Source organism: Cryobacterium sp. Hb1, from assembly GCF_004403585.1.
Taxonomy (GTDB): domain Bacteria; phylum Actinomycetota; class Actinomycetes; order Actinomycetales; family Microbacteriaceae; genus Cryobacterium; species Cryobacterium lyxosi.
Genome location: NZ_SOHI01000024.1, coordinates 302,870 through 326,314 on the forward strand (window position 1 = coordinate 302,870; position 23,445 = coordinate 326,314).

Annotated in this window: 24 protein-coding genes; 12 read left to right on the forward strand and 12 right to left on the reverse strand. The window is 65.6% G+C overall.

Features of this window, described 5'->3' with window-relative positions; genetic code table 11:
* Positions 1-121: 121 nt before the first annotated feature.
* The 3 genes from E3T38_RS08850 to E3T38_RS08860 all read right to left on the reverse strand — a co-directional run bounded on the left by E3T38_RS08850 (position 122) and on the right by E3T38_RS08860 (position 1,967).
* Entirely contained in the window at positions 122-484 is a 363-nt protein-coding gene (locus tag E3T38_RS08850; RefSeq protein WP_370449012.1) for a GntR family transcriptional regulator, read from the reverse strand.
* Positions 481-1,515 (reverse strand): hypothetical protein, encoded by a 1,035-nt coding sequence (locus E3T38_RS08855; RefSeq protein ID WP_134547884.1) that lies wholly within the window; start codon positions 1,513-1,515, stop codon positions 481-483. Before E3T38_RS08855 ends, E3T38_RS08850 begins: the two co-directional genes overlap by 4 nt.
* Positions 1,516-1,589: 74 nt before the next feature.
* Entirely contained in the window at positions 1,590-1,967 is a 378-nt protein-coding gene (locus E3T38_RS08860) for a GntR family transcriptional regulator (RefSeq protein WP_104197180.1), read from the reverse strand.
* A 171-nt stretch (positions 1,968-2,138) separates the two neighbouring features.
* On the opposite strand from E3T38_RS08860, the gene E3T38_RS08865 reads away from it, so the two are divergent.
* The gene (locus tag E3T38_RS08865; protein WP_134547885.1) at positions 2,139-2,906 is read left to right on the forward strand and encodes an ABC transporter permease; all 768 of its coding nucleotides are present in this window, start codon (positions 2,139-2,141) and stop codon (positions 2,904-2,906) included.
* A 7-nt stretch (positions 2,907-2,913) separates the two neighbouring features.
* Here the strand turns inward: E3T38_RS08865 and E3T38_RS08870 are convergent, their stop codons facing one another.
* Positions 2,914-3,351, reverse strand: a complete 438-nt coding sequence (locus E3T38_RS08870) for an Lrp/AsnC family transcriptional regulator (protein ID WP_092106650.1) — start codon at positions 3,349-3,351, stop codon at positions 2,914-2,916.
* Positions 3,352-3,575: 224 nt separating this feature from the next.
* On the opposite strand from E3T38_RS08870, the gene ddaH reads away from it, so the two are divergent.
* The 3 genes from ddaH (at position 3,576) to E3T38_RS08885 (ending at position 6,863) form a co-directional block, all read left to right on the forward strand.
* Positions 3,576-4,430, forward strand: coding sequence for a dimethylargininase (gene ddaH / locus E3T38_RS08875; protein ID WP_134547886.1), 855 nt, complete (start codon positions 3,576-3,578; stop codon positions 4,428-4,430).
* 91 nt (positions 4,431-4,521) lie between these two features.
* On the forward strand, positions 4,522-5,787 hold the full coding sequence (rocD, locus tag E3T38_RS08880) for an ornithine--oxo-acid transaminase (RefSeq protein ID WP_134547887.1): 1,266 nt from the start codon (positions 4,522-4,524) through the stop codon (positions 5,785-5,787).
* A 113-nt stretch (positions 5,788-5,900) separates the two neighbouring features.
* On the forward strand, positions 5,901-6,863 hold the full coding sequence (locus E3T38_RS08885; RefSeq protein ID WP_134547888.1) for an alpha/beta fold hydrolase: 963 nt from the start codon (positions 5,901-5,903) through the stop codon (positions 6,861-6,863).
* A gap of 103 nt (positions 6,864-6,966) precedes the next feature.
* On the opposite strand, the gene E3T38_RS08890 is transcribed toward E3T38_RS08885, so the two are convergent.
* Both E3T38_RS08890 and E3T38_RS08895 read right to left on the reverse strand, forming a co-directional pair.
* The gene (locus E3T38_RS08890) at positions 6,967-8,346 is read right to left on the reverse strand and encodes an alpha-hydroxy acid oxidase (RefSeq protein ID WP_134547889.1); all 1,380 of its coding nucleotides are present in this window, start codon (positions 8,344-8,346) and stop codon (positions 6,967-6,969) included.
* A 12-nt stretch (positions 8,347-8,358) separates the two neighbouring features.
* Positions 8,359-9,075 carry a FadR/GntR family transcriptional regulator gene (locus E3T38_RS08895; RefSeq protein ID WP_134547890.1) on the reverse strand — a complete coding sequence of 239 codons (717 nt, stop codon included), beginning with the start codon at positions 9,073-9,075 and terminating at the stop codon, positions 8,359-8,361.
* Between the two features lie 94 nt (positions 9,076-9,169).
* On the opposite strand from E3T38_RS08895, the gene E3T38_RS08900 reads away from it, so the two are divergent.
* Complete coding sequence (locus tag E3T38_RS08900) at positions 9,170-9,913, forward strand: dienelactone hydrolase family protein (protein WP_134547891.1); 744 nt, start codon at positions 9,170-9,172, stop codon at positions 9,911-9,913.
* A 77-nt stretch (positions 9,914-9,990) separates the two neighbouring features.
* Entirely contained in the window at positions 9,991-11,295 is a 1,305-nt protein-coding gene (locus E3T38_RS08905; protein WP_241984382.1) for a sugar ABC transporter substrate-binding protein, read from the forward strand.
* Between the two features lie 17 nt (positions 11,296-11,312).
* Here the strand turns inward: E3T38_RS08905 and E3T38_RS08910 are convergent, their stop codons facing one another.
* Complete coding sequence (locus E3T38_RS08910) at positions 11,313-12,233, reverse strand: 2-hydroxyacid dehydrogenase (protein WP_134547893.1); 921 nt, start codon at positions 12,231-12,233, stop codon at positions 11,313-11,315.
* An 88-nt stretch (positions 12,234-12,321) separates the two neighbouring features.
* Here E3T38_RS08910 and E3T38_RS08915 point away from each other — a divergent pair, with 88 nt between their 5' ends.
* A complete protein-coding gene (locus tag E3T38_RS08915; RefSeq protein WP_134547894.1) occupies positions 12,322-13,788 on the forward strand; it encodes a peptide MFS transporter in 1,467 nt (488 codons plus the stop codon).
* 74 nt (positions 13,789-13,862) lie between these two features.
* Here E3T38_RS08915 and E3T38_RS08920 read toward each other — a convergent pair whose 3' ends face one another.
* Together E3T38_RS08920 and E3T38_RS08925 are read right to left on the reverse strand one after the other, a co-directional pair.
* The gene (locus tag E3T38_RS08920) at positions 13,863-15,293 is read right to left on the reverse strand and encodes an MFS transporter (protein WP_134547895.1); all 1,431 of its coding nucleotides are present in this window, start codon (positions 15,291-15,293) and stop codon (positions 13,863-13,865) included.
* Positions 15,290-15,790 carry a MarR family winged helix-turn-helix transcriptional regulator gene (locus E3T38_RS08925; protein WP_134547896.1) on the reverse strand — a complete coding sequence of 167 codons (501 nt, stop codon included), beginning with the start codon at positions 15,788-15,790 and terminating at the stop codon, positions 15,290-15,292. Before E3T38_RS08925 ends, E3T38_RS08920 begins: the two co-directional genes overlap by 4 nt.
* A gap of 82 nt (positions 15,791-15,872) precedes the next feature.
* Here E3T38_RS08925 and E3T38_RS08930 point away from each other — a divergent pair, with 82 nt between their 5' ends.
* Both E3T38_RS08930 and E3T38_RS08935 read left to right on the forward strand, forming a co-directional pair.
* Positions 15,873-16,721 (forward strand): alpha/beta fold hydrolase, encoded by an 849-nt coding sequence (locus tag E3T38_RS08930; RefSeq protein WP_134547897.1) that lies wholly within the window; start codon positions 15,873-15,875, stop codon positions 16,719-16,721.
* Positions 16,722-16,725: 4 nt separating this feature from the next.
* Positions 16,726-17,778: a biotin/lipoate A/B protein ligase family protein gene (locus tag E3T38_RS08935; RefSeq protein ID WP_104195504.1), complete on the forward strand. Its 1,053-nt coding sequence runs from the start codon at positions 16,726-16,728 to the stop codon at positions 17,776-17,778.
* Positions 17,779-17,827: 49 nt separating this feature from the next.
* Here E3T38_RS08935 and E3T38_RS08940 read toward each other — a convergent pair whose 3' ends face one another.
* The gene (locus tag E3T38_RS08940) at positions 17,828-18,166 is read right to left on the reverse strand and encodes a GNAT family N-acetyltransferase (RefSeq protein ID WP_104195505.1); all 339 of its coding nucleotides are present in this window, start codon (positions 18,164-18,166) and stop codon (positions 17,828-17,830) included.
* 49 nt (positions 18,167-18,215) lie between these two features.
* Here E3T38_RS08940 and E3T38_RS08945 point away from each other — a divergent pair, with 49 nt between their 5' ends.
* Positions 18,216-19,112, forward strand: a complete 897-nt coding sequence (locus E3T38_RS08945) for a site-specific DNA-methyltransferase (protein WP_134547898.1) — start codon at positions 18,216-18,218, stop codon at positions 19,110-19,112.
* 221 nt (positions 19,113-19,333) lie between these two features.
* Here E3T38_RS08945 and E3T38_RS08950 read toward each other — a convergent pair whose 3' ends face one another.
* Positions 19,334-20,749 carry a GH1 family beta-glucosidase gene (locus tag E3T38_RS08950; RefSeq protein ID WP_134547899.1) on the reverse strand — a complete coding sequence of 472 codons (1,416 nt, stop codon included), beginning with the start codon at positions 20,747-20,749 and terminating at the stop codon, positions 19,334-19,336.
* 193 nt (positions 20,750-20,942) lie between these two features.
* On the opposite strand from E3T38_RS08950, the gene E3T38_RS16720 reads away from it, so the two are divergent.
* Both E3T38_RS16720 and E3T38_RS08955 read left to right on the forward strand, forming a co-directional pair.
* On the forward strand, positions 20,943-21,080 hold the full coding sequence (locus E3T38_RS16720) for a hypothetical protein (RefSeq protein ID WP_166805478.1): 138 nt from the start codon (positions 20,943-20,945) through the stop codon (positions 21,078-21,080).
* Positions 21,081-21,119: 39 nt separating this feature from the next.
* Positions 21,120-21,830, forward strand: a complete 711-nt coding sequence (locus E3T38_RS08955) for an amidase domain-containing protein (RefSeq protein ID WP_134547900.1) — start codon at positions 21,120-21,122, stop codon at positions 21,828-21,830.
* On the opposite strand, the gene pgm is transcribed toward E3T38_RS08955, so the two are convergent.
* Positions 21,827-23,443: a phosphoglucomutase (alpha-D-glucose-1,6-bisphosphate-dependent) gene (gene pgm / locus E3T38_RS08960; RefSeq protein WP_134547901.1), complete on the reverse strand. Its 1,617-nt coding sequence runs from the start codon at positions 23,441-23,443 to the stop codon at positions 21,827-21,829. The two genes, E3T38_RS08955 and pgm, sit on opposite strands and share 4 nt — an antisense overlap.
* Between the last annotated feature and the right edge of the window lie 2 nt (positions 23,444-23,445).

Here is a 23,445-nt window from a genome sequence, read left to right on the forward strand (position 1 = left end):
CCCACCACTGCGGACGGGGCCCGGGCCCCGTCCCTGGGCGCAGTTTATAAACTGGGCCCAGGGCTCGGGCCCAGGCCCCGTCCGGTTAGCGCGTCTCGTGCGCGCGAAGGGGGGCCTCGCGCTACAAACGGATGCCGAGGGCCGCGCGCGCAAACCCGAGCGCTTCCTCGGGCTCCACGCCGAGCTGTCGCGCCTTGCCGGCGAATGTGGCGGCGGCAACCTGGACCTGTTGCTGGGCGGCATTTCCGCTCGCGGCGATGAAGGATCCGTTCCGGCCCCGCGTCTCGATGACCTCGTCACGCTCGAGTTCACGGTATGCGCGGGCCACCGTGTTGGCGGCGAGCCCCAGATCTTCGGCGAGCCTGCGCACCGTTGGCAGCTTGTCACCGGGGGTCAGATCACCCGAGCGCACCGCGGCGAGCACCTGCACCCGTAACTGTTCGTAGGGCGGCGTCGCAGACCGCGGATCGACCAGCAGCATCATGCGGAAGCCTGGGTTCGGTTCCCCGGATCGGGCCGATTGCCGGCCTGATCATCGGCCTGATCATCGGGCCGATCGTCACCACCACCACCGGCGGCGGAGCGCGTGCGGCGACGGTCGAGTTCGATGGCCGTCTCGGGCCACAGCCTGCGCAGAAAGTGCGTCGTGCTGCGATTGCGCATGCTCGTCAGGCTCCAGCTGACCAGCACGACGATGAGTACCGGGCCCATGATCGTGAACGAGCCGGCCAGAATCTCGTCGATCGAGCCGGGCGCCGGCAGGCTGATCGCCTCGCTCAAGGAGAGAAACAACACGCAGGAGCTCGTGGCGGCGATGATCCCGGGAATCTCGACGAGGCTGCGCAGGGTGCTACTGCGAAAAGCATCACTCCAGGCAAGTTGGATGTACGTGCCGGCCGGTTGGCCGCGGCCGAGCAGAGCGTTCGCCGCAGCCCAGGTCACCAGGCTCGCAGCGGTTGCGAGCGCTAACAGCAGCCCGGCCGGCCAGAGAATCGTGCGCACCGAGACATCGTCGAACACCCGATCCGGGTTGATCGCAATGACCCCAAGCACGGCGATGTAGCTCAGGGTGGCGAGGCCCAGCAGGCCCAGTGAGAACGCGCGGTGCAGCCGGGTGACGTAGTCGGTCAGCCCGGGAAAGGCGCTGCGCGCCAGTCGTGGCGCCTCAGCGACAGGGGCGAACGCCGACCGGGAATCGTCACCGATGAGGGCGACCGTCGATCCGACCGTCATTGCTACAACGATCAGGAACCCGTTCCCCAAATTCTGGTTGCCGTCCGTCACGACGAGCGCCGCCGCGCTCAAAACGAGTCCGACCATCGATCCGACCACCCCTGCGCGTTCGCGGCGATGGATCCGGCCCGACAGCTCAGGAACGATCTCAGGAACCAACGCGAGCCCGGCCTGCCGGGAGTAGGCCTGCAGCATCCGCCTGCGTGGTTCGGCTCGTGCGCTATGGATCAAGCGGATGCTGAGACCCGCCAGTACCAGCGCCGCCAGGATCAGTACGACCATGTCCACAAAACCTCCCTTTTGTGTGAATTCTGTACCAGAGTAGCAATACAAAATACGCGATACAAGACCGCTGGTCAGGCGTCGGAACGGCGGTTCAATGCATCGGTGACCAGGGCGAGCGCCGCGGCCGGGCTCAGGCCGAGCTGCTCGATCCGTGCCGCGAACGCGTCGGCAGCAGCCTGCGCGTGTCGTTCGGCCGAATCAACATTGGGGGCGACGAAAGATCCGAATCTGCCCCGCGTTTCAATCACACTGTCCCGCTCCAGCTCGCGGTAGGCACGCGCGACGGTGTTCGTGGCCAGGCCAAGCTCGGCGGCCAGGGCGCGCACGGTGGGCAGGCGGGTATCGTGGGCCAATTCGCCGGAGCGCACAGCCGCAACCACCTGGCTGCGCAACTGCTCAAACGGCGGCGTGCTCGATCGGGAATCGATGGCAATAAAGGATGTGGGCATGGGACCCTCCGTTCGACGTCATGAGCAATTTTGCCTCGCTACAACGAAAGCTGCAACAGCATACTCACGGTACGTTCTCTCGCGATGTTTCGCAGAATCGGGTAACGAGTTGCTTCAGCATCAGCGAAACAACCATCTCTGCGCTCTCGCGTGGCCGCGTAGGCTCGAACCATGACTTTTCCGGCCGACCTCCCCGCAGAATTGGCCGGGCTGCTGCCGACCCTGGTCGGTGTCGTGCTGCTTCTCGCGGTGGTCGTGACGGTGCTGCGCGCTTATCGCACGCAGCACCCGTTCGCCCCGGCACTCGCACTTCTGCGCGGAACCCTGCAACTGGCCGCGATCAGCCTCATTCTCAGCGGCATCATCAACGATCCGCTCTGGGTTGGCGTCGGACTGCTCGTCATGTTCGCAGCGGCCGTCGTTACCGTCACGCGCCGCATCGGCTTCAGCCGCCCGCATCTGGTGCGCGTGGCTGCGGCGATGGCGCTCGGCGTGGGCATCACGCTGACCATCGTGTTCACGACCGGGGCGATCGAGTTCTCGCCGCGCTACGTGCTCGCGATCGGCGGGATCATCATCGGAAACGCCATGTCGATCGCGACGCTCAGCGGGCGCCGCTTCTCGGAGGCGGTCGGCGATCACTGGGACGAGGTTGAGGGCTGGCTTGCACTCGGCGCCACGCCACGGCAGTCGACCCGCGACCTGGCCAGGCGGGCGGTCTACTTCGCGATCATTCCGTCCACCGACCAGACCAAGACCACGGGGCTGGTGACGCTGCCGGGAGCGTTCGTCGGGGCGATCTTCGGGGGAGCCTCACCGCTCGAGGCTGGCCGGTTTCAAATCGTCGTGCTCGCCGGAATCCTCTGTGCCGGGTCGATCGCCGCGGTCACCCTGCTTCACCTGATCTCTCCGGTGCAGCAGAAGCCGCTGCCCGGGTAACAGCCAGCTACTCGATTGAGCGATGGATCAGGCGGGAGAGCACGATCGCGCTGCGGGTGTGGTCGACGTTGGGGGCGAGGCGCACCTTTTCAAGGGCCGCTTCCAGGCCGGGAATGTCGCGGGCGCGAATGTGCACCATGGCGTCGGCGCTGCCGGTGACGGTTCCCGCATCGACAACCTCGGGCACCCCCGAGAGAATACGCAGTAATTCGTCGGGAGCCACCGTGCCGCGGCAGAACAGCTCGACATAGGCTTCCGTGCTCATGCCGTCGACCGCCGGGTCGACCTGGATGGTAAAGCTGCGAATCACCTTGTCGGCCACCAGGCGGTCGACGCGACGTTTCACAGCGGATGCCGACAGCCCCACCACCGAGCCGATGTCACCATAGCCCGCGCGCGCGTTCTGGCGCAGCAGGTCGAGAATGCTGTGATCGAGGTTGTCCATGGGGCGAGTCTAGGGGGCGGTCATACGTAAAATTGCGTCGATACCGTACATCTCGAAGATTTCTTGCGCAGATCAGCGTGAAACGTCGAATCATGCTGTGTGAGACTGAGTATGGCGTCCCGGAACGATCACTGCTGTTCGTGCCGGGCTCACGTGAGCGACCTGGTCCGCCATTCACCCGAGTTCCGAGGGTCGACAGGCCCGCGGATCCCCGAAGGAGCCTCATGTCGATCAACTCAGTCATCCCCGTCATTGCCGAAGACCTGGCCGTTCCCGTGCGTATCGCCACTAAGCGCACCGTGCTGATGTGCAAGCCGCAGTTCTTCACCGTCGTGTATCGCATCAACCCCTGGATGGACCCGGCCCTGCCCACCGACACCTCGCTCGCCGTCGCCCAGTGGCAGACCCTGTACGACACCTATGTCGGCCTCGGCTTCGACGTGCAGCTGATCGATCCGATCGACGGCCTGCCCGATATGGTCTACGCGGCCAACGGTGGCTTCGTCATCGACAACCAGGCCTACGGCGCCAAATTCACGCACGTCGAGCGCCAGCCCGAGGGCCCCGCCTACATGGGCTGGTTCGCCGCCAACGGCTTCGAGGTGCGCGTACCGGTCGAGACCAATGAGGGCGAGGGCGACTTTCTGTTGGTCGGCGACGTCATCCTGGCCGGCACCGGCTTTCGCAGCGACTCCAACAGCCACGCCGAACTCTCGGCCATCGCCGGGCGCCCGGTCGTCACCCTGCGCCTGATCAACCCGAGTTTCTACCACCTCGACACCGCCGTCGCCGTGCTCGACGACACCAACATCGCCTACCTGCCGAGCGCCTTCGACGCGCCGAGCCTCGCGATTCTGCAGGAACGTTACCCCGACGCGGTCATCGTCACCGAAGAAGATGCCGCCATTTTGGGCCTCAACTCGTATTCCGACGGCTACAACGTCGTGATCGCGGCCCGCGCCAAGGACTTCGAACGCCAGCTGCGCGCACGCGGCTACAACCCGATCGGCGTCGACCTGTCCGAGCTGCTGCTGGGCGGCGGTGGCGTCAAGTGCTGCACACTCGAGCTGCGCCGATGACACCGCGTCTCTCAACACTGCGTCTCTCAACACTGCGCCTCTCAACACTGCGCCTCTCAACACCGCGAACGTCAATCTGAAGGAGCACGCTATGACCCCGAACCTGACCGACGCGAAGACTGAAGCCGCCGCATCCGTTTCGCCAGCTGCCGCTGCCCTGATCAGAGAGGAGAGCGCGCACGCCGCGCATAATTACCACCCACTCGAGGTTGTCGTTGCCTCGGGTGACGGCGCCTGGGTAACGGATGTCGCTGGTCGCCGCTACCTGGACTGCCTGGCCGCGTACTCCGCCGTGAACTTCGGGCACTCCAACCCGGTATTGCTCGACGCCGCCCGCACTCAGCTGGGCCGCATCACCCTGACCAGCCGGGCCTTCTACAACGATCAGCTCGGTCCGTTCGTGACCGCGCTTGCCAAACTCGCCGGGAAAGACATGGTGCTTCCGATGAACACCGGCGCCGAAGCCGTTGAATCCGGCATCAAGGTTGCCCGCGCCTGGGGCTACCGGGTGAAGGGCGTCGCGCCCGACCTGGCCAACATCATCGTGGCCGCCGGCAACTTTCACGGCCGCACCACCACCATCATCAGTTTCTCCGATGACGAGTCTGCCCGCGCCGATTTTGGCCCGTTCACGCCCGGTTTTCGCACCGTGCCCTACGGCGATGCCGCCGCCCTTGAGGCCGCGATCGACGAGAACACCGTGGCCGTGCTACTCGAACCCATCCAGGGTGAGGCCGGCATCGTTGTACCGCCAGCGTCGTATCTGCCGGCCGTGCGCGAGATCACCAAACGCCTGAACGTGCTGTTCATCGCCGATGAGATTCAGTCGGGCCTCGGTCGCACCGGATCGACCTTTGCCTGCGACCTCGTGGGCGTCGTGCCCGACCTGTACCTGCTCGGCAAGGCCCTCGGCGGCGGCATCGTTCCCGTCTCGGCCGTGGTCGGCAACACCGACGTTCTCGGAGTGCTGCACCCGGGCGAGCACGGTTCGACCTTTGGCGGCAATCCACTCGCCGCGGCCGTCGGCCTGGCCGTTGTGAACCTGCTGGCCACCGGCGACTACCAACAGCGTGCGACCGAACTCGGTGCGCGCCTGCACGCGGGGCTTTCCGCGCTGATCGGCCACGGCGTGATCGCCGTGCGCGGTGTGGGGCTCTGGGCCGGCATCGACATCGATCCGTCGTTGGCCCCGGGCCGGGTGGTCTGCGAGGCCCTTCTTGCCCGCGGCGTGCTCGCCAAGGACACGCACGGGTCGACCATTCGACTTGCGCCGCCGATCGTGGTGTCTGCTGAGGACGTGGACTGGGCCGTCGAGCAGCTGCGCCTCGTGCTCGCTGACCTCGCCGCCGCGAAGTAGGCCCCCACCCCGCGCCAGCTGCTGCCCGGCCACGCGGCGGGGACGCCGAAAGGGAGTGTCGGCATGTGACGACTGGCCGGGGCGTGGCGGCCAGGCACTCTAGGCTGGCAATCATGTACACCGACCTGCCCGAAACCGAACTCCGCGCCTATCGCAGCGGTCAAGTCGACCCCGCTGATTTCGACGCGTTTTGGGCCGACACGCTCGCCGAGGCCGACCGGTATCCGCTCAATGCCATCGCCACGCGGGTCGATTGCGGGCTGAGCACGCTCGACGTGTTCGACGTGACGTTCACTGGGTTTGCCGGGCAGCCGATCAAAGCCTGGTTGCGCGTTCCTGCTGGCGCTGGCGCTCCGTTGCCGACCGTCGTGCAGTTTCACGGCTACGGCCGGGGGCGCGGGCAGGCGTTCGAGAACCTACTGTGGGCATCCGCCGGGTACGCGCACTTCGACATGGACCTGCGCGGTCAGGGATTCAGCGGCAGCACCGGGGACACGGGCGACGATGCGGGCAGCGGACCGCAGGTACCCGGTTTTATGACTCGCGGCATTGAGTCCCGCGAAACCTACTATTACCGTCGGTTGTTCACCGATGCGGTGCGCGCCGTCGCTGCGGCCCGCAGCCTCGAGCTTGTCGACTCTGCGCGAGTGGGCGTCGTGGGCCGTAGTCAGGGCGGCGGTATTGCGCTCGCTGTGGCTGGGCTCGTGCCCGACCTGGCCGCCGTGGTCGCGCGCGTCCCGTTTCTCTGTGACTTTCCGAGGGCATCCGTCATCACCGATGCGCTGCCGTATCGTGAGCTCGGCCAGTACCTCGCGACCAATCGGTTGAGGGCGACACAGGTAAACGACGTACTGGCCTACTTCGACGGTGTGAACTTTGCCAAGCGCGCCACCGCGCCGGTGACGATGACGGCGGCGCTGATGGACCCGATTTGCCCGCCGTCAACAGTGTTCGCTGCCTACAACAATTACGCCGGACCGAAGCAGATCACGGTCTGGCCGTACAACGGGCACGAGGGCGGCGCCTGGGAAGACGACGCTCTCGCCCTGCGGGCCTTCAGTGAGAGCTTCGCCTGACGCGTGCGCCAGTACTGGAGGTCGACCGCGCGCGTCAGGTGACCGTGCGGTGCGCGTTCCATGTATGAGATGCCGGCCTGCTGGCGTATGCAGTCCGTCTCGCCTACTCTGTCGGAGCAGCCTTCTTCGGCGCACGCTTCACCGGAGCGCTCGTGACGACAGCGGATGCGCTGACCGTCTGCTTGGGCAGAGTGCCCGTGCGCACGGCAGCTCTGCGCGCCGGAACCGCCAGGGCGGCATCGACCAGGGGCGCGGCCACCGGCTGCAGCCGGGAGAGCTGGGTCACGTGGCCGGGGTTCAGTTCTTCGAGCGCGTTCACACCGAGCAGACGCATGGTGCGGGCCACCTGCTCCGACAGAATCGCAATCGTGCGGTCCACCCCGGCTTCACCGCCGGCCATGAGGCCGTAGAGGTAGGCGCGGCCGATCATCGTGAAGCGGGCGCCAAGGGCGATCGACGCGACAATATCGGCCCCCGACATGATGCCCGTGTCGAGGTGCACCTCGGTGTGCGCACCGACCTCGCGGGCGACCCGCGGCAGTAAGTGGAACGGGATCGGCGCTCGGTCGAGCTGGCGACCGCCGTGGTTGGAAAGGATAATGCCATCAACGCCGAGGTCGACGAGGCGCTTGGCGTCGTCGATGTTCTGCACACCCTTGACGACGACCTTGCCGGGCCACTGCGCCTTGATCCAGGCGAGGTCTTCAAAGTCGACGGTCGGGTCGAACATCGAATCGAGCAGGTCGGCGACGGTGCCGCTCCAGCGATCAAGGCTCGCAAAGGAGAGCGGCTCGGTGGTCAGAAAATTGATCCACCACTCCGGGCGAGGCAACGCATTGACGACGGTACCGAGGGTGAGCGCTGGCGGAATCGAGAAGCCGTTGCGCTTGTCGCGTAGGCGGGCGCCGGCGACGGGCACGTCAACGGTCACCAGAAGCGTGTCGTACCCGGCCGTGGCGGCCCGGTCGACGAGCGCCATCGAGCGGTCGCGGTCCTTCCACATATACAGCTGAAACCAGTTGCGCCCGTTCGGGTTGGCGGCTTTGACGTCTTCGATCGAGGTCGTGCCCATGGTGGACAGGGCGAAGGGGATGCCGGCCCGGGCCGCGGCATGCGCCCCGGCAATTTCGCCCTCGGTCTGCATCATTCGGGTGAAACCGGTGGGTGCGATACCAAAGGGCTGGGAAACCGGGGCACCGAGCACGTCCCAGCCGGTCGACACGCTCGATACGTCGCGCAGAATCGACGGGTGAAACTCGATGTCTTCGAAGGCCTGGCGAGCCCGGCCCAGCGAGATCTCGGCTTCGGCTGCGCCCTCGGTGTAGTCGAACGCAGCCTTCGGCGTGCGCTTCCTGGCGATGGCCCGCAGGTCGCCGATCGTGAGCGCCGCATCGAGACGGCGCTTCTTCGCGTTGAGCTCGGGGGTCTTGAACCTCAGCAGCGGGGCGAGGTCTGTGATCTTGGGGATGCGTCGTTGAATCATGGTCGTCCTTATCTAGTGTGCGGTGAGCTGGGTCTCGGCGTAGTACCCCGAAATGTGGGACTGCACGGCGAGGCGGGCGGCATCGGCTTGACCGGTCAGGATGGCACGGAGAATGCTGCGATGCTCGAGCATGAGACGAGCGGATGTTTTCGGCCAGCTCGCCAGACCCAGCGCGCCCGCCCGTGCGTACCCCTCGATGGCGCTGCGGAGGCCGGCCATGGTCGCGGTGATGACCAGGTTGCCGCTCGCTTCGGCGAGCGAGAGGTGAAACTGGGCGTCGAGGGCGAGGAATTCGGCTTCGGTAAGGGAATGCTCTTCCATGGCGGTGAGGATTTGCGCGGAGCTGGTCAGATCAGGAGAGCTGGTGCGGCACGCCTCGGCCAGCCCGGCGACGATGGAACCTTCCAGCACGAGACGGGTCTTCACCACGTCGGCTACCGGAAACCCCTGGGCTGCGACCTGCAGGCGCATGAGCGACGACATGCCGCCGCCGGGGCGAGCGACGATGATCGCGCCGGCCGAGGGTCCGGAGCCGACGGCGGTGCGAATGAGACCCAAGACCTCGAGCACCCGCAGTGCTTCCCGCACGCTCGATCGGCCGACACCCAGGTCGGCCGCGAGGGTGCGTTCGGGCGGCAGGTGGTCGCCCGGGCTGAGGCGTCCCTCGAGCAGGTCGAGTTCGACGGCATCGAGCACGACCTGCCAGGCGCGAAGGCTGATCGCGGTCATGGGGTCCTTTCGCTCGACGAGCTGTGGTCTGACCACAAACTATACGACTTTGCGGGGTTTGCGGGATACAGTTTCAGCCAACCCGGGAGAGACCATGACCGCTGCGCCCCAGCTCATCGACCTGAAACTGCCCGACAGACCGGGTGGCAGCGCCGGCCTGAAAGCCGTGCTGGCGATTCCCTCAGGCGACGGCCCGTGGCCCGGTGTCGTGCTCGTACATGAGGCATTCGGCCTCACCGACGTCATGCGCCGCCAGGTGATCCGCATGGCGGAGGCCGGCTATCTGGCCCTCATGCCCGACTTGTTCACCGAGGGCGGTACGCGCACATGTCTCGTGGCTACCTTTCGCGCCCTGTCGGCCGGTGCCGGCCGGGCCTTCGTCGACATCGAGTCGGGCCGCACGTTCCTCCGCGGGCGCAACGATTGCACTGGTCGAATCGGCGTGTTGGGCTTTTGCATGGGTGGCGGTTTTGCACTCGCCACGGCCGCGCGCGGCTTCGACGCCGCCTCGGTCAACTACGGTCGGCTGCCGAAGGAACTCGACGACCACCTGCTCGGTGCCTGCCCGATCGTCGGCAGCTTCGGCGGCGCCGACCGGTCGCTCATCGGCGCAGCGGCCACGCTCGATTCCTCCCTTGATCGGCTGAAGATCGAGCACGACGTCAAGGAATACCCGGGCGCCGGTCACTCCTTTCTCAATGATGCCGAGACCGGGCCGCGGGTGCTCCGCCCGGTGCTGGCGCGCATCCTCGGCGCCGGCCCCGACCCGGTGGCCGCCGCCGACGCCTGGAGGCGCATCGAAGCGTTTTTCGGCGAGCACCTCGCGGCGCCTGAATAGTGTTGGAAGCGGGTTGCAACTGGTAGCCTCCAACAAGAACAGGGGACACCATCGCCAAACGCTCAACTATTATCGCCATGGTCACCGTCGCATCCGTTGTCGCCATCGGCGGTGCGGCCACTGCGCTGGCGCTGACTCCGCAAACCGGCTCCGACACGACGCTGACCGTGCGGGTCTGGGACGAACAGGTCGCGCAATCCTACGAAAAGTCGTTCACGGCGTTCGAGAAAGCCAATCCGGGCATCGATGTCGCCGTCAACGTTGTACCGTGGGCCGACTACTTCACCAAACTGCGCGTCGACGTGGCGGGCGAGACCGCCGACGATGTGTTCTGGGTGAACGCCGGCAACTTCGCCGACTATGCCGTCAACGGCAGCCTGATGAACATAACGGATGCCCTCGGCTCCGACGCTCAAGTCAACTGGCAAGCCAGCGTCATCGACCAGTACACCCTCGATGGTGCGCTCTGGGGAGTACCCCAGCTGGCTGACCCCGGGATCGGACTGTATTACAACGAGGAACTCCTCGCGGCAGCCGGTATCGACCCGAGCAGCGTTGGTGACCTGCAGTGGAATCCGGCCACCGGCGAAGACACCCTGCTGCCCGTGCTGCAAAAGCTCACCGTCGACGCCAACGGCAACACCGCCGACAACCCAGCGTTCGACCCTTCGCAAATCGTGCAGTACGGCTACAACGCCGCCAACGACCTCAATGCCATCTACCTCAACTACCTCGGATCGAACGGCGCAGCCCTACAAGACGGCGACGAGTTCGTCTTCGACACGGCCGAGGGGCAGGAGTCGTTCCAATACGTGATCGACCTGATGAATAAATATCACGTGGCCCCGTCGGCCGCTGACACCAACCTCAACGGCGACTTCGCGCTCGACCAGTTTCTGCAGGGCAAGATGGCCCTGTTCCAGAGCGGCGTCTACAACCTCAGTAACGTGAGCGATGGCGCCGACTTCACATGGGGTGTCGCGGCGATTCCGTCGGGTCCGGCCGGCGCGATCAGCGTCACCAACGGCGTCATCGCCGCTGGCAACGCCGACTCCAAGCATCCGGGACAGACCCGCAAACTGCTCGAGTGGCTCGGCAGCACCGCGGGCAGCGCGGCTATCGGCGAAGACGGGTCGGCATCGCCGGCCGTCATCGGTGCGCAGGCCAGTTATGTCGAGGCGTGGCAGCAGCGGGGCATCGACGTGACCGCGTTCATCGATGTGCTCGACAACGGCACCGTGCAGGCGCCGCAGGGCGCGAGATGGGCTGAGGCCTCCGACGCGTTCGAGTCGATCTTCGCCGAAATGTTCCTGGGTCGTATTCCAGTCGGTCAGGCCCTGCGCACCGCGCAAGCCAGTGCGAACGCGGCCATCGACGGCTGAACAGGTTGACGCAGCGACTAACTCGTCAACACGACGTTGAGCGGGGTCTCGTCGCGCAGCATCCGTTCCATCTGCTCGCGCACCAGCCGTGCCATGCGCGGCAGCATGGCGCTCGAGGCACCGCCGACGTGTGGTGAGATGAGCACATTCGGCAGGGCGAAGAGCGGATGCCCCGCCGGCAACGGTTCCGGCTCGGTCACGTCGAGTGCGAGCCTGAGGCGGCCGCTCGTCGCGTGCGCGAGCAGCGCGGCGGTATCGGCGACCGGGCCGCGGGCAATGTTCACGAGCAGGCTATCGTCACGCATCTGGGTCAGGAACGCGTCGTCGACCAGGTGGGTGGTCTCTGCAGTCAGTGGAACGCCGACGACGACGATGTCGGCCTGTGGCAGCAGCTCGGAGAGGGAATCGAAGCCGTAGATCGCGCCGCGCTCATCGTTGCGGGCCGTGCGCGCAACGCGGATGACCGTGGTCTCGAAGGCGAGCAGCCGGCTCTCGATGGCCTGACCGACACCGCCGTAGCCGAGTAGTAACACCGTGCGGTCGGCGAGGCTCGGGTGATGGGCCGGCGCCCATTCGCCAGCGTCGGCGGCGCGCACAAAATCGGGGATGCCGCGCTGGGAGGCCAGGATGAGGGCGAGGGTGAGCTCGGCGGTGGAGGCTTCGTGCACGCTTGCAGCATTGGCGAAGACGTGCCCGGCAGGGAGGACCTGATCGACACCGTCGTAGCCGATGGACTGGCTCTGGACTAATCGGGTCTCGACACCGGCGAGGTGCGCGAGTCGGTCGGTCCCGCCCATATACGGTGTGACGACGATGTCGAACCGCGGCCGGGGAGCGGGGCCGTCGAGCGCCCATTCGACGACTTCGACGCCGGCGGGCAGTTCACCGACCGCCTTGCGCAGGAGGGAATCGGGCAGGCTGACCAGCAATGGATTCATCCCCCGAGCCTACTTCGCCCGTGCGCGCCGGCCACCTCTCGGGTGTTCGTCTTCGGCCGGTACCCGGCGTGGTTGGTACCATTGTCTAATGGATAAAGTCGTCGGCCGCGCCGCTGTCCACGAGGACCGAGCCTTCTTCGGGCAGCCGCGATCACTCGCCAACATCTTCGGCGTCGAGATGTGGGAGCGGTTCTCGTTCTACGGCATGCAGGGCATCCTGCTGTTGTACCTGTACTTCTCGGCCACCGACGGCGGCCTCGGAATTGCCCAGACCACGGCAGCCGGCATCGTGGGCGCGTACGGTGGTGGCGTCTACCTGTCGACCATTCTCGGCGCCTGGATCGCCGATCGTCTTCTCGGCTCCGAGCGGGTGCTGTTCTCTAGCGCCATCGTCATCATGCTCGGTCACATCGCCCTGGCCGTCGTGCCAGGGGTCGGCGGTCTCGTAACCGGCCTCATCCTGGTCGCCGTCGGCAGCGGTGGGCTCAAGGCCAACGCGACGTCTGTTGTCGGTTCGCTCTACGCCCCGGATGACCCCCGGCGCGACGCCGGTTTCTCGTTGTTCTACCTCGGCATCAACCTCGGCGCGTTTGCCGGTCCGATCCTCACCGGGCTGTTGCAGACCAAAATCGGATTTCACTATGGTTTTGGACTCGCCGCTGTAGGCATGGCGATCGGTTTGACCCAATACTCGTTCGGCCGCAAACGGCTGCCGGATGCCGTCCGACAGGTGCCGGATCCCCTCCCGCGGTCCCGCTGGCCCGGCTATGCCCTCGGGACGCTACTCGCGGTCGCTGCCATCGTCGTGCTCGTACTGACCGGGGTGATTACCGCGAGCAATCTGGTCACCATCGTGATCGCGCTGACGGTCGTCTCCGCAGTCGCTTATTTCGTGGTGATTCTCACGAACCGGCAGATCACGCCGGTAGAACGCAAGCGTGTCTACGCCTTCATCCCGCTCTTCGTGGCCAGCGCCGCGTTCTGGTCGCTGTACCAGCAGCAGTTCACGGTCGTCACGATCTATTCCGACGAGCGGCTTGACCGGGCTCTGTTCGGCTGGGAGATGCCGGTGTCGTGGGTGCAGTCGATCAACCCCGTCTTCATCATCGTGCTCTCCGGCATCTTCGCCGCTGTGTGGACCAAGTGGGGCTCGAGGCAGCCGTCTACGCCGATGAAGTTCGCGGTCGGAACCGCGGTCATGGGGGCCGCTTTCCTGTTGTTTCTGCCGTTCGCCGGCGGCGCGGCGAATTCGACGCCGCTGCTGGCGATGATTGGTATTTTGCTGGTCTTCACGGTCGCGGAGCTTCTGCTCTCACCGGTCGGGCTCTCCATCGCCACCAAACTCGCACCCGCGGTGTTCAAAACCCAGATGGTTGCGCTGTTCTTTCTCTCGGTCGCGCTCGGCTCTGCCGTGTCTGGGGTGCTCGCCGCCTGGTACGCGACGGCGCCCGAGCGACTCTATTTCGGCGTTCTCGGCGGCATCGCGATCGTGCTGGGGCTTATGCTCGCCCTGATTGCCCGCCCGGTGCTGCGCCTGATGGGCGGGGTGCGCTAGCTGCCGCTCGCCGAAATCGGCGGTGTGGGGCCGGCACCCGCCAATGGGCACCCGGCAATGGTGCCCGCTCAGCTCTAGCGCGGCACTGTGGCCTCGACGATGGCGATTTCTCGCGTCGCGGTTTCGCGGTTGCGTTCGGCGGCGTGCTCACGATCCAGGTCTGGGGCAATGTCCAAGGCGGCGCCCTCGTGCTCGTGCGGCGTCGGCCTGGCGTCCCCGCGCTTGGTCGCAGGCACCTCGCCCCCGTCGCCGGAATGCCGCACGCGCACCCGGGGTGACGAGAACGGATGCAACTGCACTCGCAACCGGCGATAGCGCACCATCCAGAACAATATGACGCCCGCCGCCAACAGGCCGGACGTCGCTGCGAGGCCGAGCGCCCAACGCGGGCCGAAGGCATCCGCTACCCAACCGACGAGCGGCGCGCCGAGGGGAGTGCCGCCGACGAAAATGGCCATGTAGAGCGCCATTACCCGGCCGCGCATCTCGGGCCGCGTCGTGGTCTGCACGTACGCGTTTGCGGTCGTCATCAGGGTGAGTGAGGATAGACCGACCAGCGTGAGAGATATGGCGAAAGTGGCATATGTTGGCATGATCGCCGAGAGTGCGCACGCAATGCCGAACAGAGCGGCGCCGAGCACGATGAGGCGCAGCCGGGCGCGGCTCCGCCGGGCAGAGAGCAGAGCGCCGATGACGGCGCCGATGGCCATGATCGAACTGAGCAGGCCAAATTCCGCAGCCCCCCGGCCGAACTCGATCGTGGCCATGGTCGACGTGAAGATGGCGAAGTTCAGGCCAAACGTGCCGATCAGAAAGACCGCGATCATGACGACAACGATGTCGGAACGACGGCGCACATAGCGAAAGCCAGCCAGGAGCTGCCCACGCTCGCGGGAGATCGTCGGTTGGCGGCGCAGCTGGTGCGTGCGCAGCAGGGTCATCGCGAAGACGGTCCCGGCGAAGGTAACCGCATTGATCATGAACACCCAGCCGGCCCCGACGGCAACCGTGAGCAGTCCGGCGGCGGCCGGACCGATCAAGCGTGCACCGTGGAATGAAGCGGAGTTGAGTGCGACGGCGTTGGACAGTTGGTCTTCAGCGACGAGTTCGGAGACGAAAGCTTGGCGGGCCGGCGCGTCGATCGCGGCGACGATGCCGAGGCCGAAAGCAAAGAGGTAGACGTGCCAGAGCTCGGCCACCTCGAGCACGGTCAGGATGCCCAGGCCGAGGGCCAGCAACCCCATCAGCGTCTGGGTGAGAATGAGCAGCTTGCGCCGGTTGAACCGGTCGGCGATCAGCCCGGACCAGGGCATGAGCAGCAGCATCGGGCCGAGTTGCAACGCCATGGTGATGCCGACCGCGGTCGCGTTGTAGTTGGTGAGCTCGGTCAGTACGATCCAGTCCTGGGCGGTGCGCTGCATCCAGGTGCCGATGTTCGACACCAAAGCTCCGGCGAACCAGATGCGGTAATTGACGACGCTCAGCGAGCGGAACATAGCACTCAACTGTCGGCGAGCTCCTTCATTATCAGCGTCGCGGCGGCGAGAGCGCGGTGCTGTTCGGGGCTGAGCCGCGCGACGCGCTGCACCAGCCAGGCGTCTCGCCGCTTGCGAGTTTCGGTCATCATCTCGCGCGCGGCATCCGTTGTGGTGAGCACGATCTTGCGGCCATCGAGCGCGGAATCGGTGCGGGTCACGAGGCCGGCATCGACGAGGCATTTGACCGTGCGGGTCATCGATGGCGGGGTGACCCGTTCGAATTCGCTGAGCTCGGTGAGCGTCAGCGGGCCGTGCACGTAAAGCACGCCGAGTGCCGAAAACTGGCCGCTGCCCAACTCGTTTTCGGCCGTCTCCTGCCGCAGACGGCGAGCTAAGCGCCCATTGGCCAGCCGAAATTCATGGCTGATCTCCGAGGTGTTTGTCGCCGCCTGGTCGGGGGTTGCCGACGGCAGTGCCGTGACGACTCCCAGGGCTGCGGTTTTCGGGTGTATTCGCGATTCCATATATCATTAGCATAACAAATTAGCCTTGCTAAGTACATTATTACTTTGAGCGTGCCCCCGCACAACGGGGCAGACTAGCCTCGTGCCCACATATACGGATGCCTCCGGCCTGGTTATCACCTACTACGTCTGGCCGGTCCCTGCCCCCCGAGCAGTGATTCAGCTTGCCCACGGTGTCGGCGAACACGCCCAGCGCTACGCGGCGCTCGCCGCCGACCTCAATCGGGCCGGTTACACGGTCTACGCCGACGACCACCTCGGTCACGGCCAGACCGGACTCGCTCAGCACGGCGGCGATCACACCAAGCTTGGTCGGCTCGGCGCCGGCGGGCTGCGCTCGGCAGTAGCCGGCGTCTACCAGCTGAGTGGAATCATCCGCTCAGAGCAGCCGGCCCTGCCCCTCGTGTTGCTCGGGCACAGCTGGGGATCGTTCATGGTGCAGATGATCGTCAACGAGCACGCGGCCGAGTACGACGCCATCGTGCTCTCCGGAACCGCCTACCGCTGGCCCGGTTACCTCGATGGCGGCGATCTGAACCGCAGGCACAAGGCACTGGGTACTACCGGGGTCGAGTGGCTCAGCCGTGACCCGGCCGTCGCCGCGACCTTCGTGGCCGACCCGCTCACCACGGCGACGCCGCTCGCCAAGCTGTTCGGCATTCGCGAGGCCGCGCGCCTGTTCGGTCGCCCAGCCCGCGACCTTCCCGGTCACCTGCCGCTGCTCGTGCTCGTCGGCGGTGACGATACCGTCGGCGGGGAACGCAGTGCGCTCAAGCTGGTGAACTCCTACGTTCAGCGTTCTGGGCTGCGGGACGTGCGCCTGATCGTGTACCCAGGCGCTCGGCACGAAGTTTTCAACGAGATTAACCGCGACGAAGTCATCGGCGACCTCGTGGACTGGCTCGACGAGCGCTTGACCGCCGTAGGCTGATTGTATGCATGGTGAATATAAGGTTCCGGGCGGCAAACTGGTCGTCGTTGATCTCGATGTCGTCGATGACGTCATAACCAACTTTCGTCTGGCCGGAGACTTCTTTCTTGAGCCCGACGATGCCCTCGAAGACATCAACTCCGCGGTGAGCGGCCTCCCCGTCGGCAGTGCGACGGCCACGATCGCCGCTACGGTGCGTGGTGCGCTCCCCAGCGGTGCCATTCTGCTCGGATTCTCTCCGGAGGCTGTAGCCGTGGCGATTCGTCGTTCGCTGGCCCAGGCGAGCACCTGGCGGGACTACGACTGGCAGATCATCCACTCGCAGCAGCCCGTCGCGCCCGTGCTGCAGATGGCCCTCGACGAGGTGCTCGCGACCGAGGTTGCGGAGGGACGCCGACAGCCCACACTCCGTATCTGGGAGTGGAACGAACCGGCCGTCGTGATTGGCAGTTTTCAGTCGCTCAAGAACGAGGTCGACCCCGAGAATGCCGCCAAGTATGGCTTCACCGTGGTGCGGCGCATCAGCGGCGGCGGCGCCATGTTCATGGAAGCCGGCTCGGTCATCACGTATTCCATCTACGCGCCGACCGACCTCGTGCAGGGCATGAGCTTCGCCGACTCCTACGCTTTTCTCGACGAGTGGGTCATCACCGCTCTCAAAACCCTCGGCATCGACGCGCACTACGAGCCGCTCAACGACATCACGAGTCCCGGGGGCAAGATCGGCGGAGCTGCCCAGAAGCGTCTGGGAAGCGGTGCCGTGCTCCATCACGTCACCATGAGTTATGACATGGACGGCGAAAAAATGGTGCAGGTGCTGCGCATCGGCCGCGAAAAGCTCAGCGATAAGGGCATCACGAGCGCCGCCAAACGCGTCGACCCGCTGCGTAGTCAGACCGGTCTCACCCGCGCTGCGATCATCGACCGTATGAAAGAAACCTTCACCGGCCTGTACGGCGCCAGCGAGGGTGACGTCACCGCCGAGGAATACGCCAAGGCCACCGAGCTCGTCGCGAACAAATTCAGCACAGAGGCCTGGTTGGCCCGGGTTCCGTGAACCGCGACGAACGGATGCTCGCGGTGCGCCCGCCAGCCTCCACCCGCCACTAACGCCCGCGCGTCAGCAGGTCTTGGTAGTCAACGTGAGTGTCTATCCAGTGCGCCACGTACGAGCAGTCCGGCACGACGGCTCGCGTGGTGCGAACCCGCACGTCGCCCAGCGCCTGCTCGACCAGAATGCTGGCGAGCCCGTGCGTGCGTTGCGCCGGATCGACCTCGGTGTGGGTGAAGTGCACGGCCGTTGACGTCGTGGTGTAGTCGGCCCGTCCCACGGCCTCGTCGTCGAGCCACACCGTGTAGCGGCTCTGCCCCGGGTCGTGGCGTACTTCCACAGTCCCGGCATCGGCCAGGTTCTGCGAGTGGATGGTCGTCGATTCAGCTGTCATCCCGACAGACTAAACCGATGAGCGGCGCGCAGGCTGAAAGAATGGGGATATGCCAAACGCGTGGACACCGACCAGCCCGAGCCGTGTCATCCACGCCAATAACCTCGACGTGCTGCCGGGCCTGCCCGATGGCGCCTTCACCCTGATCTATCTCGACCCGCCGTTCAACACCGGTCGCTCGCAGAAACGGCAGAGCACCACCTCTGTACGGTCGGTCTCCGCCGACGGCTCGCACGCGGTCGGCACGATCACGGGGTTCAAGGGCCAGCGTTACGAGCGCATCAAGGGTGACCTGCTGGGCTACGACGATCAGTTCGAAGATTATTGGGCCTTTCTGGAACCGCGCCTGATCGAGGCCTGGCGCCTGCTCGCCGACGACGGCACGCTCTATCTGCACCTCGACTACCGCGAAGCGCACTATGCCAAGGTGCTGCTCGACGCCCTGTTCGGCCGGGAATGCTTTCTCAACGAACTCATCTGGGCTTACGACTACGGTGCGAAATCCAAGAACAAGTGGCCCACCAAGCACGACACGATTTTGGTCTACGTGAAAAATCCGGCCCGGTATTACTTCGACTCGACGACCGTCGACCGGGAGCCGTACATGGCGCCCGGTCTGGTCACGCCAGAAAAAGTGGCCAAGGGAAAACTGCCGACGGATGTCTGGTGGCATACGATCGTCTCTCCCACCGGCAAGGAGAAAACCGGCTACCCAACGCAGAAACCGATCGGAATTCTGCGTCGCATCATCCAGGCGTCCAGCCGTGAGGGGGATTGGGTGCTCGACTTCTTCGCCGGCAGCGGCACCACCGGCACGGTCGCCGCCGCGCTCGACCGACGCTTCGTGCTCATCGACCAGAACCCGGAGGCGTTCAGCGTGATGCGCGCCCGGTTCGCGCCGGTTTCCGGCGTTCAATTCCTTGAAACAACCGCCGAGAACCACTGAGATTTCGCAGTCTCACCGAGCCCCGGCAGGGTGCAACGCACGACGATAACGCTCGCGGCACTCGTTAGAGATGCTGGCACCCCTACCTCAGAGTGCCGCCATCGCTGAGGAGTGCCGCGATCGCTGAGGAGTGCCGCCATCGCTGACGAGTGCCGCGATCGCTGAGGAGTGCCGCCAGAAGAGGATGTCGCGACCGGCGGCATCCTCTCGCCTGCCGCCGCTCAGCCCGCGTGTGCCGCCCGTATGTGCGCCGCGAACATGCTTCCGCTGTCTTTCACCGTGCGCTCGAGGGTGTCGTAGTCGACCCGCACGATGCCGAAGCGCTTCTCGTAACCATAGGACCACTCGAAGTTGTCGAGCAGCGACCAGACGAAGTATCCGCGCACGTCGGAGCCGGCCGCGATGGCCTCACCCACCTTGTTGATGTGCGCCACGATGTACTCCGTGCGCTCGGCGTCGTGCACGGTGCCATCGGCACTCACCACGTCGTCGTAGGCGGCGCCGTTCTCGGTGACATAGAGCGGCGGGAGCCGGTCATATTCTTTGCCGAGCCGCACGAGCAGCAGGCGCAGTCCGTCGGGGTTGACCTCCCAGTCCATTGCGGTGCGCGGCAGTCCCCGGGTGGGAAAGCTGATGTACTCCGACCCGATCCACGGCGACCCGACCGAACGCGTAGCGCCGCCGGCGTGCGAGTCGTTCGCCGGCGCATCCGCGTGCCCGCTTACGAGGTCGTCGTGATAGTGGTTGACGCCGAGAAAATCGAGCGGGGCGGCGATGATCTCGAGGTCGTCCGAGTGGATGACCTCGGCCAAGCCGAACGGCTCGAGGTCGCGCAGGGTGTCCTCGGGGTAGGCACCATGCAGCAGCGGGTCGAGAAAGATGCGGTTGGCCAGCGAGTCGAGCCGCCGGGCCGCTTCGATGTCGACCGGGTCGGTGGCATCGCGCGGCACGGCGTTGGTGAGGTTGAGCGTGATCCCGAGGTGCTGGGCGCCCGCTGAGCGCAGCGCGTTATCCGCGAGCCCGTGCGCGAGGTGCTGGTGGTGCACGGCAGCGACCGCCGCCCGACCGTCCTGGCGGCCCGGCGCGTGCACGCCCGATCCGTAGCCGAGCAGCGAGGAGCAGAACGGTTCGTTGAAGGTGGTCCAGTGGGTGACGCGATCGCCGAGCGCGGAGTAGACATCCGTTGCGTAGTCGACGAAACGGTACGCGGTGTCGCGGTTGGCCCAGCCACCCTTCTCCTCCAGTGCCTGCGGCAGGTCCCAGTGATACAGGGTGAGCCAGGGCAGAATACCCGCGCCGAGCAGTTCGTCGACGAGCCGGGAATAGAAGTCGAGCCCATCCAGGTTCACGGCCCGGTCGCCCGGACGTACCCGCGCCCAGCTGGTGGAAAAACGGTAGGAGTCGAGACCGAGTGAGGCCATGAGCGCCACGTCGGCGGGCATCCGGTGGTAATGATCCACGGCGGTCTCCAAATCGTCGCCGCCCGCGATGGCCCCCGGAACCTGCGCAAACGCGTCCCAGATTGAGTCTTCCTTGCCGCCGGCATGGCCGGCGCCCTCGATCTGCGCGGCGGCCGTCGCCGACCCCCAGAGAAATCCGTGCGGCCAGGGGAACGGTGTGGGTGCGGTCTGCGACATGACGTCACGCTATCCTGCCGCGCGGCCACCAACCAACGTTTTGGACCTTCCTTGCCAAGCCCGCGTGCCTCAGCGCGGACATCCGGTCGAAACAGGCCTGCACTCGGGTGGAACCGGAATTCTTGCCGCATATCTCCGCAGTTGTGCACGCGGCATCCAGAACTCTGATAATCGTCGCGGCTAAGCTCGAATCATGCTGCAGAACAACGAACCCACGGAAGCCGACCAGCGGCGTCTCCGCCGCCGGTTTTTGATCGGCGTCATCATCGTCGGAGTGCTCGTCGCCCTCGCGGCGATCGGGCTCTATCTGAGTGCCGCCATCAATGCTTAGGCAGTCCACCATTCCCAGAAAAATCGAAGTGAGTGCACCATGCAGTTGACCCGGTGGCAGCTACTCGGCCTCACAGCGGCCGTCGGAGCCGTGCTCGCCGTCGGCGCGACCGCGCTCGTCGTGCAGGCCCTCGAGGGTTCCGCCGACTCTGCGAAGACCGCGCACACAACGGATGCCACCACTCCCGTCGCAACAAAGGAACCGGCTCGCCCCACCCCCACCGAGTCTGCTCTCGCGGCGCCGGTCGCGGCAACACCGGCTGTGGGCGCCGCCGTAACGGCCCAGCTGGACTACCTTCTCACGCACTGGAAGCTCGAGAACTACAACTCCGCAGAGTGGGGAGTGCTCGGCGAGAATGACTGCGTCAACTTCGCCAGCCAAGCCATGATCGCCCGCGGCTGGACCATGGACGCTGTCTGGTCGAGTCCGAAGAACGGCAACGCGTACGACTCCACAGCGGCCTGGCGCAGCTCGACCGCCTTCATGAAGTACATCGCGGCGACCGGCAAGGCCGTAGCCCTGACCGATCAGCAGCGCGACCAGGTCAAGGTCGGCGACATCGCGCAATTCGACTGGGACAACACCGGCGACCGTGACCACACCGGGATCGTCACCAAGGTCGAAAAAGCCGGCGACACCGTCTCGATCTTCTTTGCCGGGCACACCTTGGATTCCGACTATCGTTCGGTCGATACAGCGATCACGGTGGATCACCCCGGCGGCACTGCGTATTACTGGAGTGTTCCCTAGGCGATCGCGGCGTCGACTATGGCTTTGGCCTCCGCCTGCACCAGGGCCAGGTGCTCCGGGCCGAGGAAAGACTCGGCGTAGATTTTGTAGACGTCTTCGGTGCCGCTCGGCCGGGCCGCGAACCAGGCGTTCTCGGTCGTGACCTTGACGCCGCCGATGGCAGCGCCGTTGCCCGGGGCGACACTGAACGCGCCGGTGATCTTCTCGCCGGCGAGCTCGGTGGCCGTGATCATCGAGCCGTCGAGCTTGGCCAGGGCGGCCTTCTGCGCGGGCGTGGCGGCGGCATCCACTCGGGCATACGAGGGCGCGCCGAAATGCTCGGTCAGTTCCGCGTAGCGCTGGCTCGGGGTCTTGCCGGTCACCGCGAGAATCTCGGAGGCGAGCAGGGCGAGCAGGATACCGTCCTTATCGGTGGTCCAGACGGTGCCGTCGAAACGCACGAAACTCGCTCCGGCGCTCTCTTCACCGCCGAAAGCGACAGAGCCGTCGATGAGGCCGGGGACGAACCATTTGAAACCAACGGGCACCTCCCACAGGTCGCGGCCGAGAAAGCCGGTCACCCGGTCGATCATCGTCGACGAGACGAGGGTCTTACCGACCGCGGCGTCGGGCTTCCAGCCTTCGCGGTGGCTGTACAGGTAGTCGATGGCGACGGCCAGAAAGTGGTTCGGGTTCATCAGTCCACCGTCGGGCGTCACGATGCCGTGCCGATCGGCGTCAGCGTCGTTGCCGGTGAGAATGTCGTACTCATCCTTGTGGGCCACAACGGATGCCATCACCGAGGCACTCGAGGGATCCATCCGGATCTTCTCATCCCAATCCAGGGTCATGAAGCGCCAGGTCGGGTCGACTTTCGGGTTGACTACGACCAAGTCGATCTCATAACGGTCACGGATGGCGCCCCAGTAGCCCACGCTTGCGCCGCCGAGCGGGTCGGCCCCGATGCGGATTCCGCTGGTGCGGATGGCCTGCATGTCGATGATGTTCTCGAGGTCGTTCACGTAGTTGCCGCGAAAGTCGTAGGTTTCCAGGGCGCTGGGTTCGCTCATCAGTACGCCATCGAGACCATGAGCGATGAGTTCGTTGGCCCGGTCAGCGATCCACGAGGTGGCATCGCTGTCGGCCGGACCGCCGTGTGGCGGGTTGTACTTGAAGCCGCCGTCCATTGGTGGGTTGTGGCTCGGGGTGACGACGATACCGTCGGCCAGGTCGCCGTGCTCGGCGCGGTTGTAGGCCAAAATCGCGTGCGACAGGGAGGGGGTGGGCACGTAGTCGTCGAACTCGTCCACGAGCACGCGCACGCCGTTGGCGACGAGCACTTCGAGGGCGGTCGTGTAGGCCGGGCTGCTCAGGGCGTGCGGGTCGGTGCCGATGAAGAGCGGGCCGGTGATGCCCTGTCCGGCGCGATATTCCACGATCGCCTGCGTCGTGGCACTGATGTGATCCTCGTTGAACGCGGTGTTCAGCGAGCTACCACGGTGCCCGGAGGTGCCGAAGGCGACCCGTTGGGCCGGCACCGTGACATCCGGTTTCAGGTCGTAATAGGCCTTGACCAGCCCATCAACGTCGATCAAATCAGATTCCAGGGCGCGGGTTCCTGCTCGTTGGCTCATGA

Bases quoted from the DNA above. Each gene is read 5' to 3' on its own strand.
- E3T38_RS08940 (WP_104195505.1), bottom strand. From the start codon at position 18,166: ATGACAGCTGAATCGACGACCATCCACTCGCAGAACCTGGCCGATGCC.
- E3T38_RS08890 (WP_134547889.1), bottom strand. From the start codon at position 8,346: ATGATTCAACGACGCATCCCCAAGATCACAGACCTCGCCCCGCTGCTG.
- E3T38_RS16720 (WP_166805478.1), top strand. From the start codon at position 20,943: ATGCTGCAGAACAACGAACCCACGGAAGCCGACCAGCGGCGTCTCCGC.
- E3T38_RS08955 (WP_134547900.1), top strand. From the start codon at position 21,120: ATGCAGTTGACCCGGTGGCAGCTACTCGGCCTCACAGCGGCCGTCGGA.
- E3T38_RS08915 (WP_134547894.1), top strand. From the start codon at position 12,322: ATGGATAAAGTCGTCGGCCGCGCCGCTGTCCACGAGGACCGAGCCTTC.
- E3T38_RS08905 (WP_241984382.1), top strand. From the start codon at position 9,991: ATGGTCACCGTCGCATCCGTTGTCGCCATCGGCGGTGCGGCCACTGCG.
- E3T38_RS08925 (WP_134547896.1), bottom strand. From the start codon at position 15,790: ATGGAATCGCGAATACACCCGAAAACCGCAGCCCTGGGAGTCGTCACG.
- rocD (WP_134547887.1), top strand. From the start codon at position 4,522: ATGACCCCGAACCTGACCGACGCGAAGACTGAAGCCGCCGCATCCGTT.
- E3T38_RS08935 (WP_104195504.1), top strand. From the start codon at position 16,726: ATGCATGGTGAATATAAGGTTCCGGGCGGCAAACTGGTCGTCGTTGAT.
- E3T38_RS08900 (WP_134547891.1), top strand. From the start codon at position 9,170: ATGACCGCTGCGCCCCAGCTCATCGACCTGAAACTGCCCGACAGACCG.
- E3T38_RS08870 (WP_092106650.1), bottom strand. From the start codon at position 3,351: ATGGACAACCTCGATCACAGCATTCTCGACCTGCTGCGCCAGAACGCG.
- E3T38_RS08865 (WP_134547885.1), top strand. From the start codon at position 2,139: ATGACTTTTCCGGCCGACCTCCCCGCAGAATTGGCCGGGCTGCTGCCG.
- E3T38_RS08885 (WP_134547888.1), top strand. From the start codon at position 5,901: ATGTACACCGACCTGCCCGAAACCGAACTCCGCGCCTATCGCAGCGGT.
- E3T38_RS08850 (WP_370449012.1), bottom strand. From the start codon at position 484: ATGATGCTGCTGGTCGATCCGCGGTCTGCGACGCCGCCCTACGAACAG.
- E3T38_RS08860 (WP_104197180.1), bottom strand. From the start codon at position 1,967: ATGCCCACATCCTTTATTGCCATCGATTCCCGATCGAGCACGCCGCCG.
- E3T38_RS08945 (WP_134547898.1), top strand. From the start codon at position 18,216: ATGCCAAACGCGTGGACACCGACCAGCCCGAGCCGTGTCATCCACGCC.
- E3T38_RS08855 (WP_134547884.1), bottom strand. From the start codon at position 1,515: ATGGTCGTACTGATCCTGGCGGCGCTGGTACTGGCGGGTCTCAGCATC.
- ddaH (WP_134547886.1), top strand. From the start codon at position 3,576: ATGTCGATCAACTCAGTCATCCCCGTCATTGCCGAAGACCTGGCCGTT.
- E3T38_RS08910 (WP_134547893.1), bottom strand. From the start codon at position 12,233: ATGAATCCATTGCTGGTCAGCCTGCCCGATTCCCTCCTGCGCAAGGCG.
- E3T38_RS08950 (WP_134547899.1), bottom strand. From the start codon at position 20,749: ATGTCGCAGACCGCACCCACACCGTTCCCCTGGCCGCACGGATTTCTC.
- E3T38_RS08895 (WP_134547890.1), bottom strand. From the start codon at position 9,075: ATGACCGCGATCAGCCTTCGCGCCTGGCAGGTCGTGCTCGATGCCGTC.
- pgm (WP_134547901.1), bottom strand. From the start codon at position 23,443: ATGAGCCAACGAGCAGGAACCCGCGCCCTGGAATCTGATTTGATCGAC.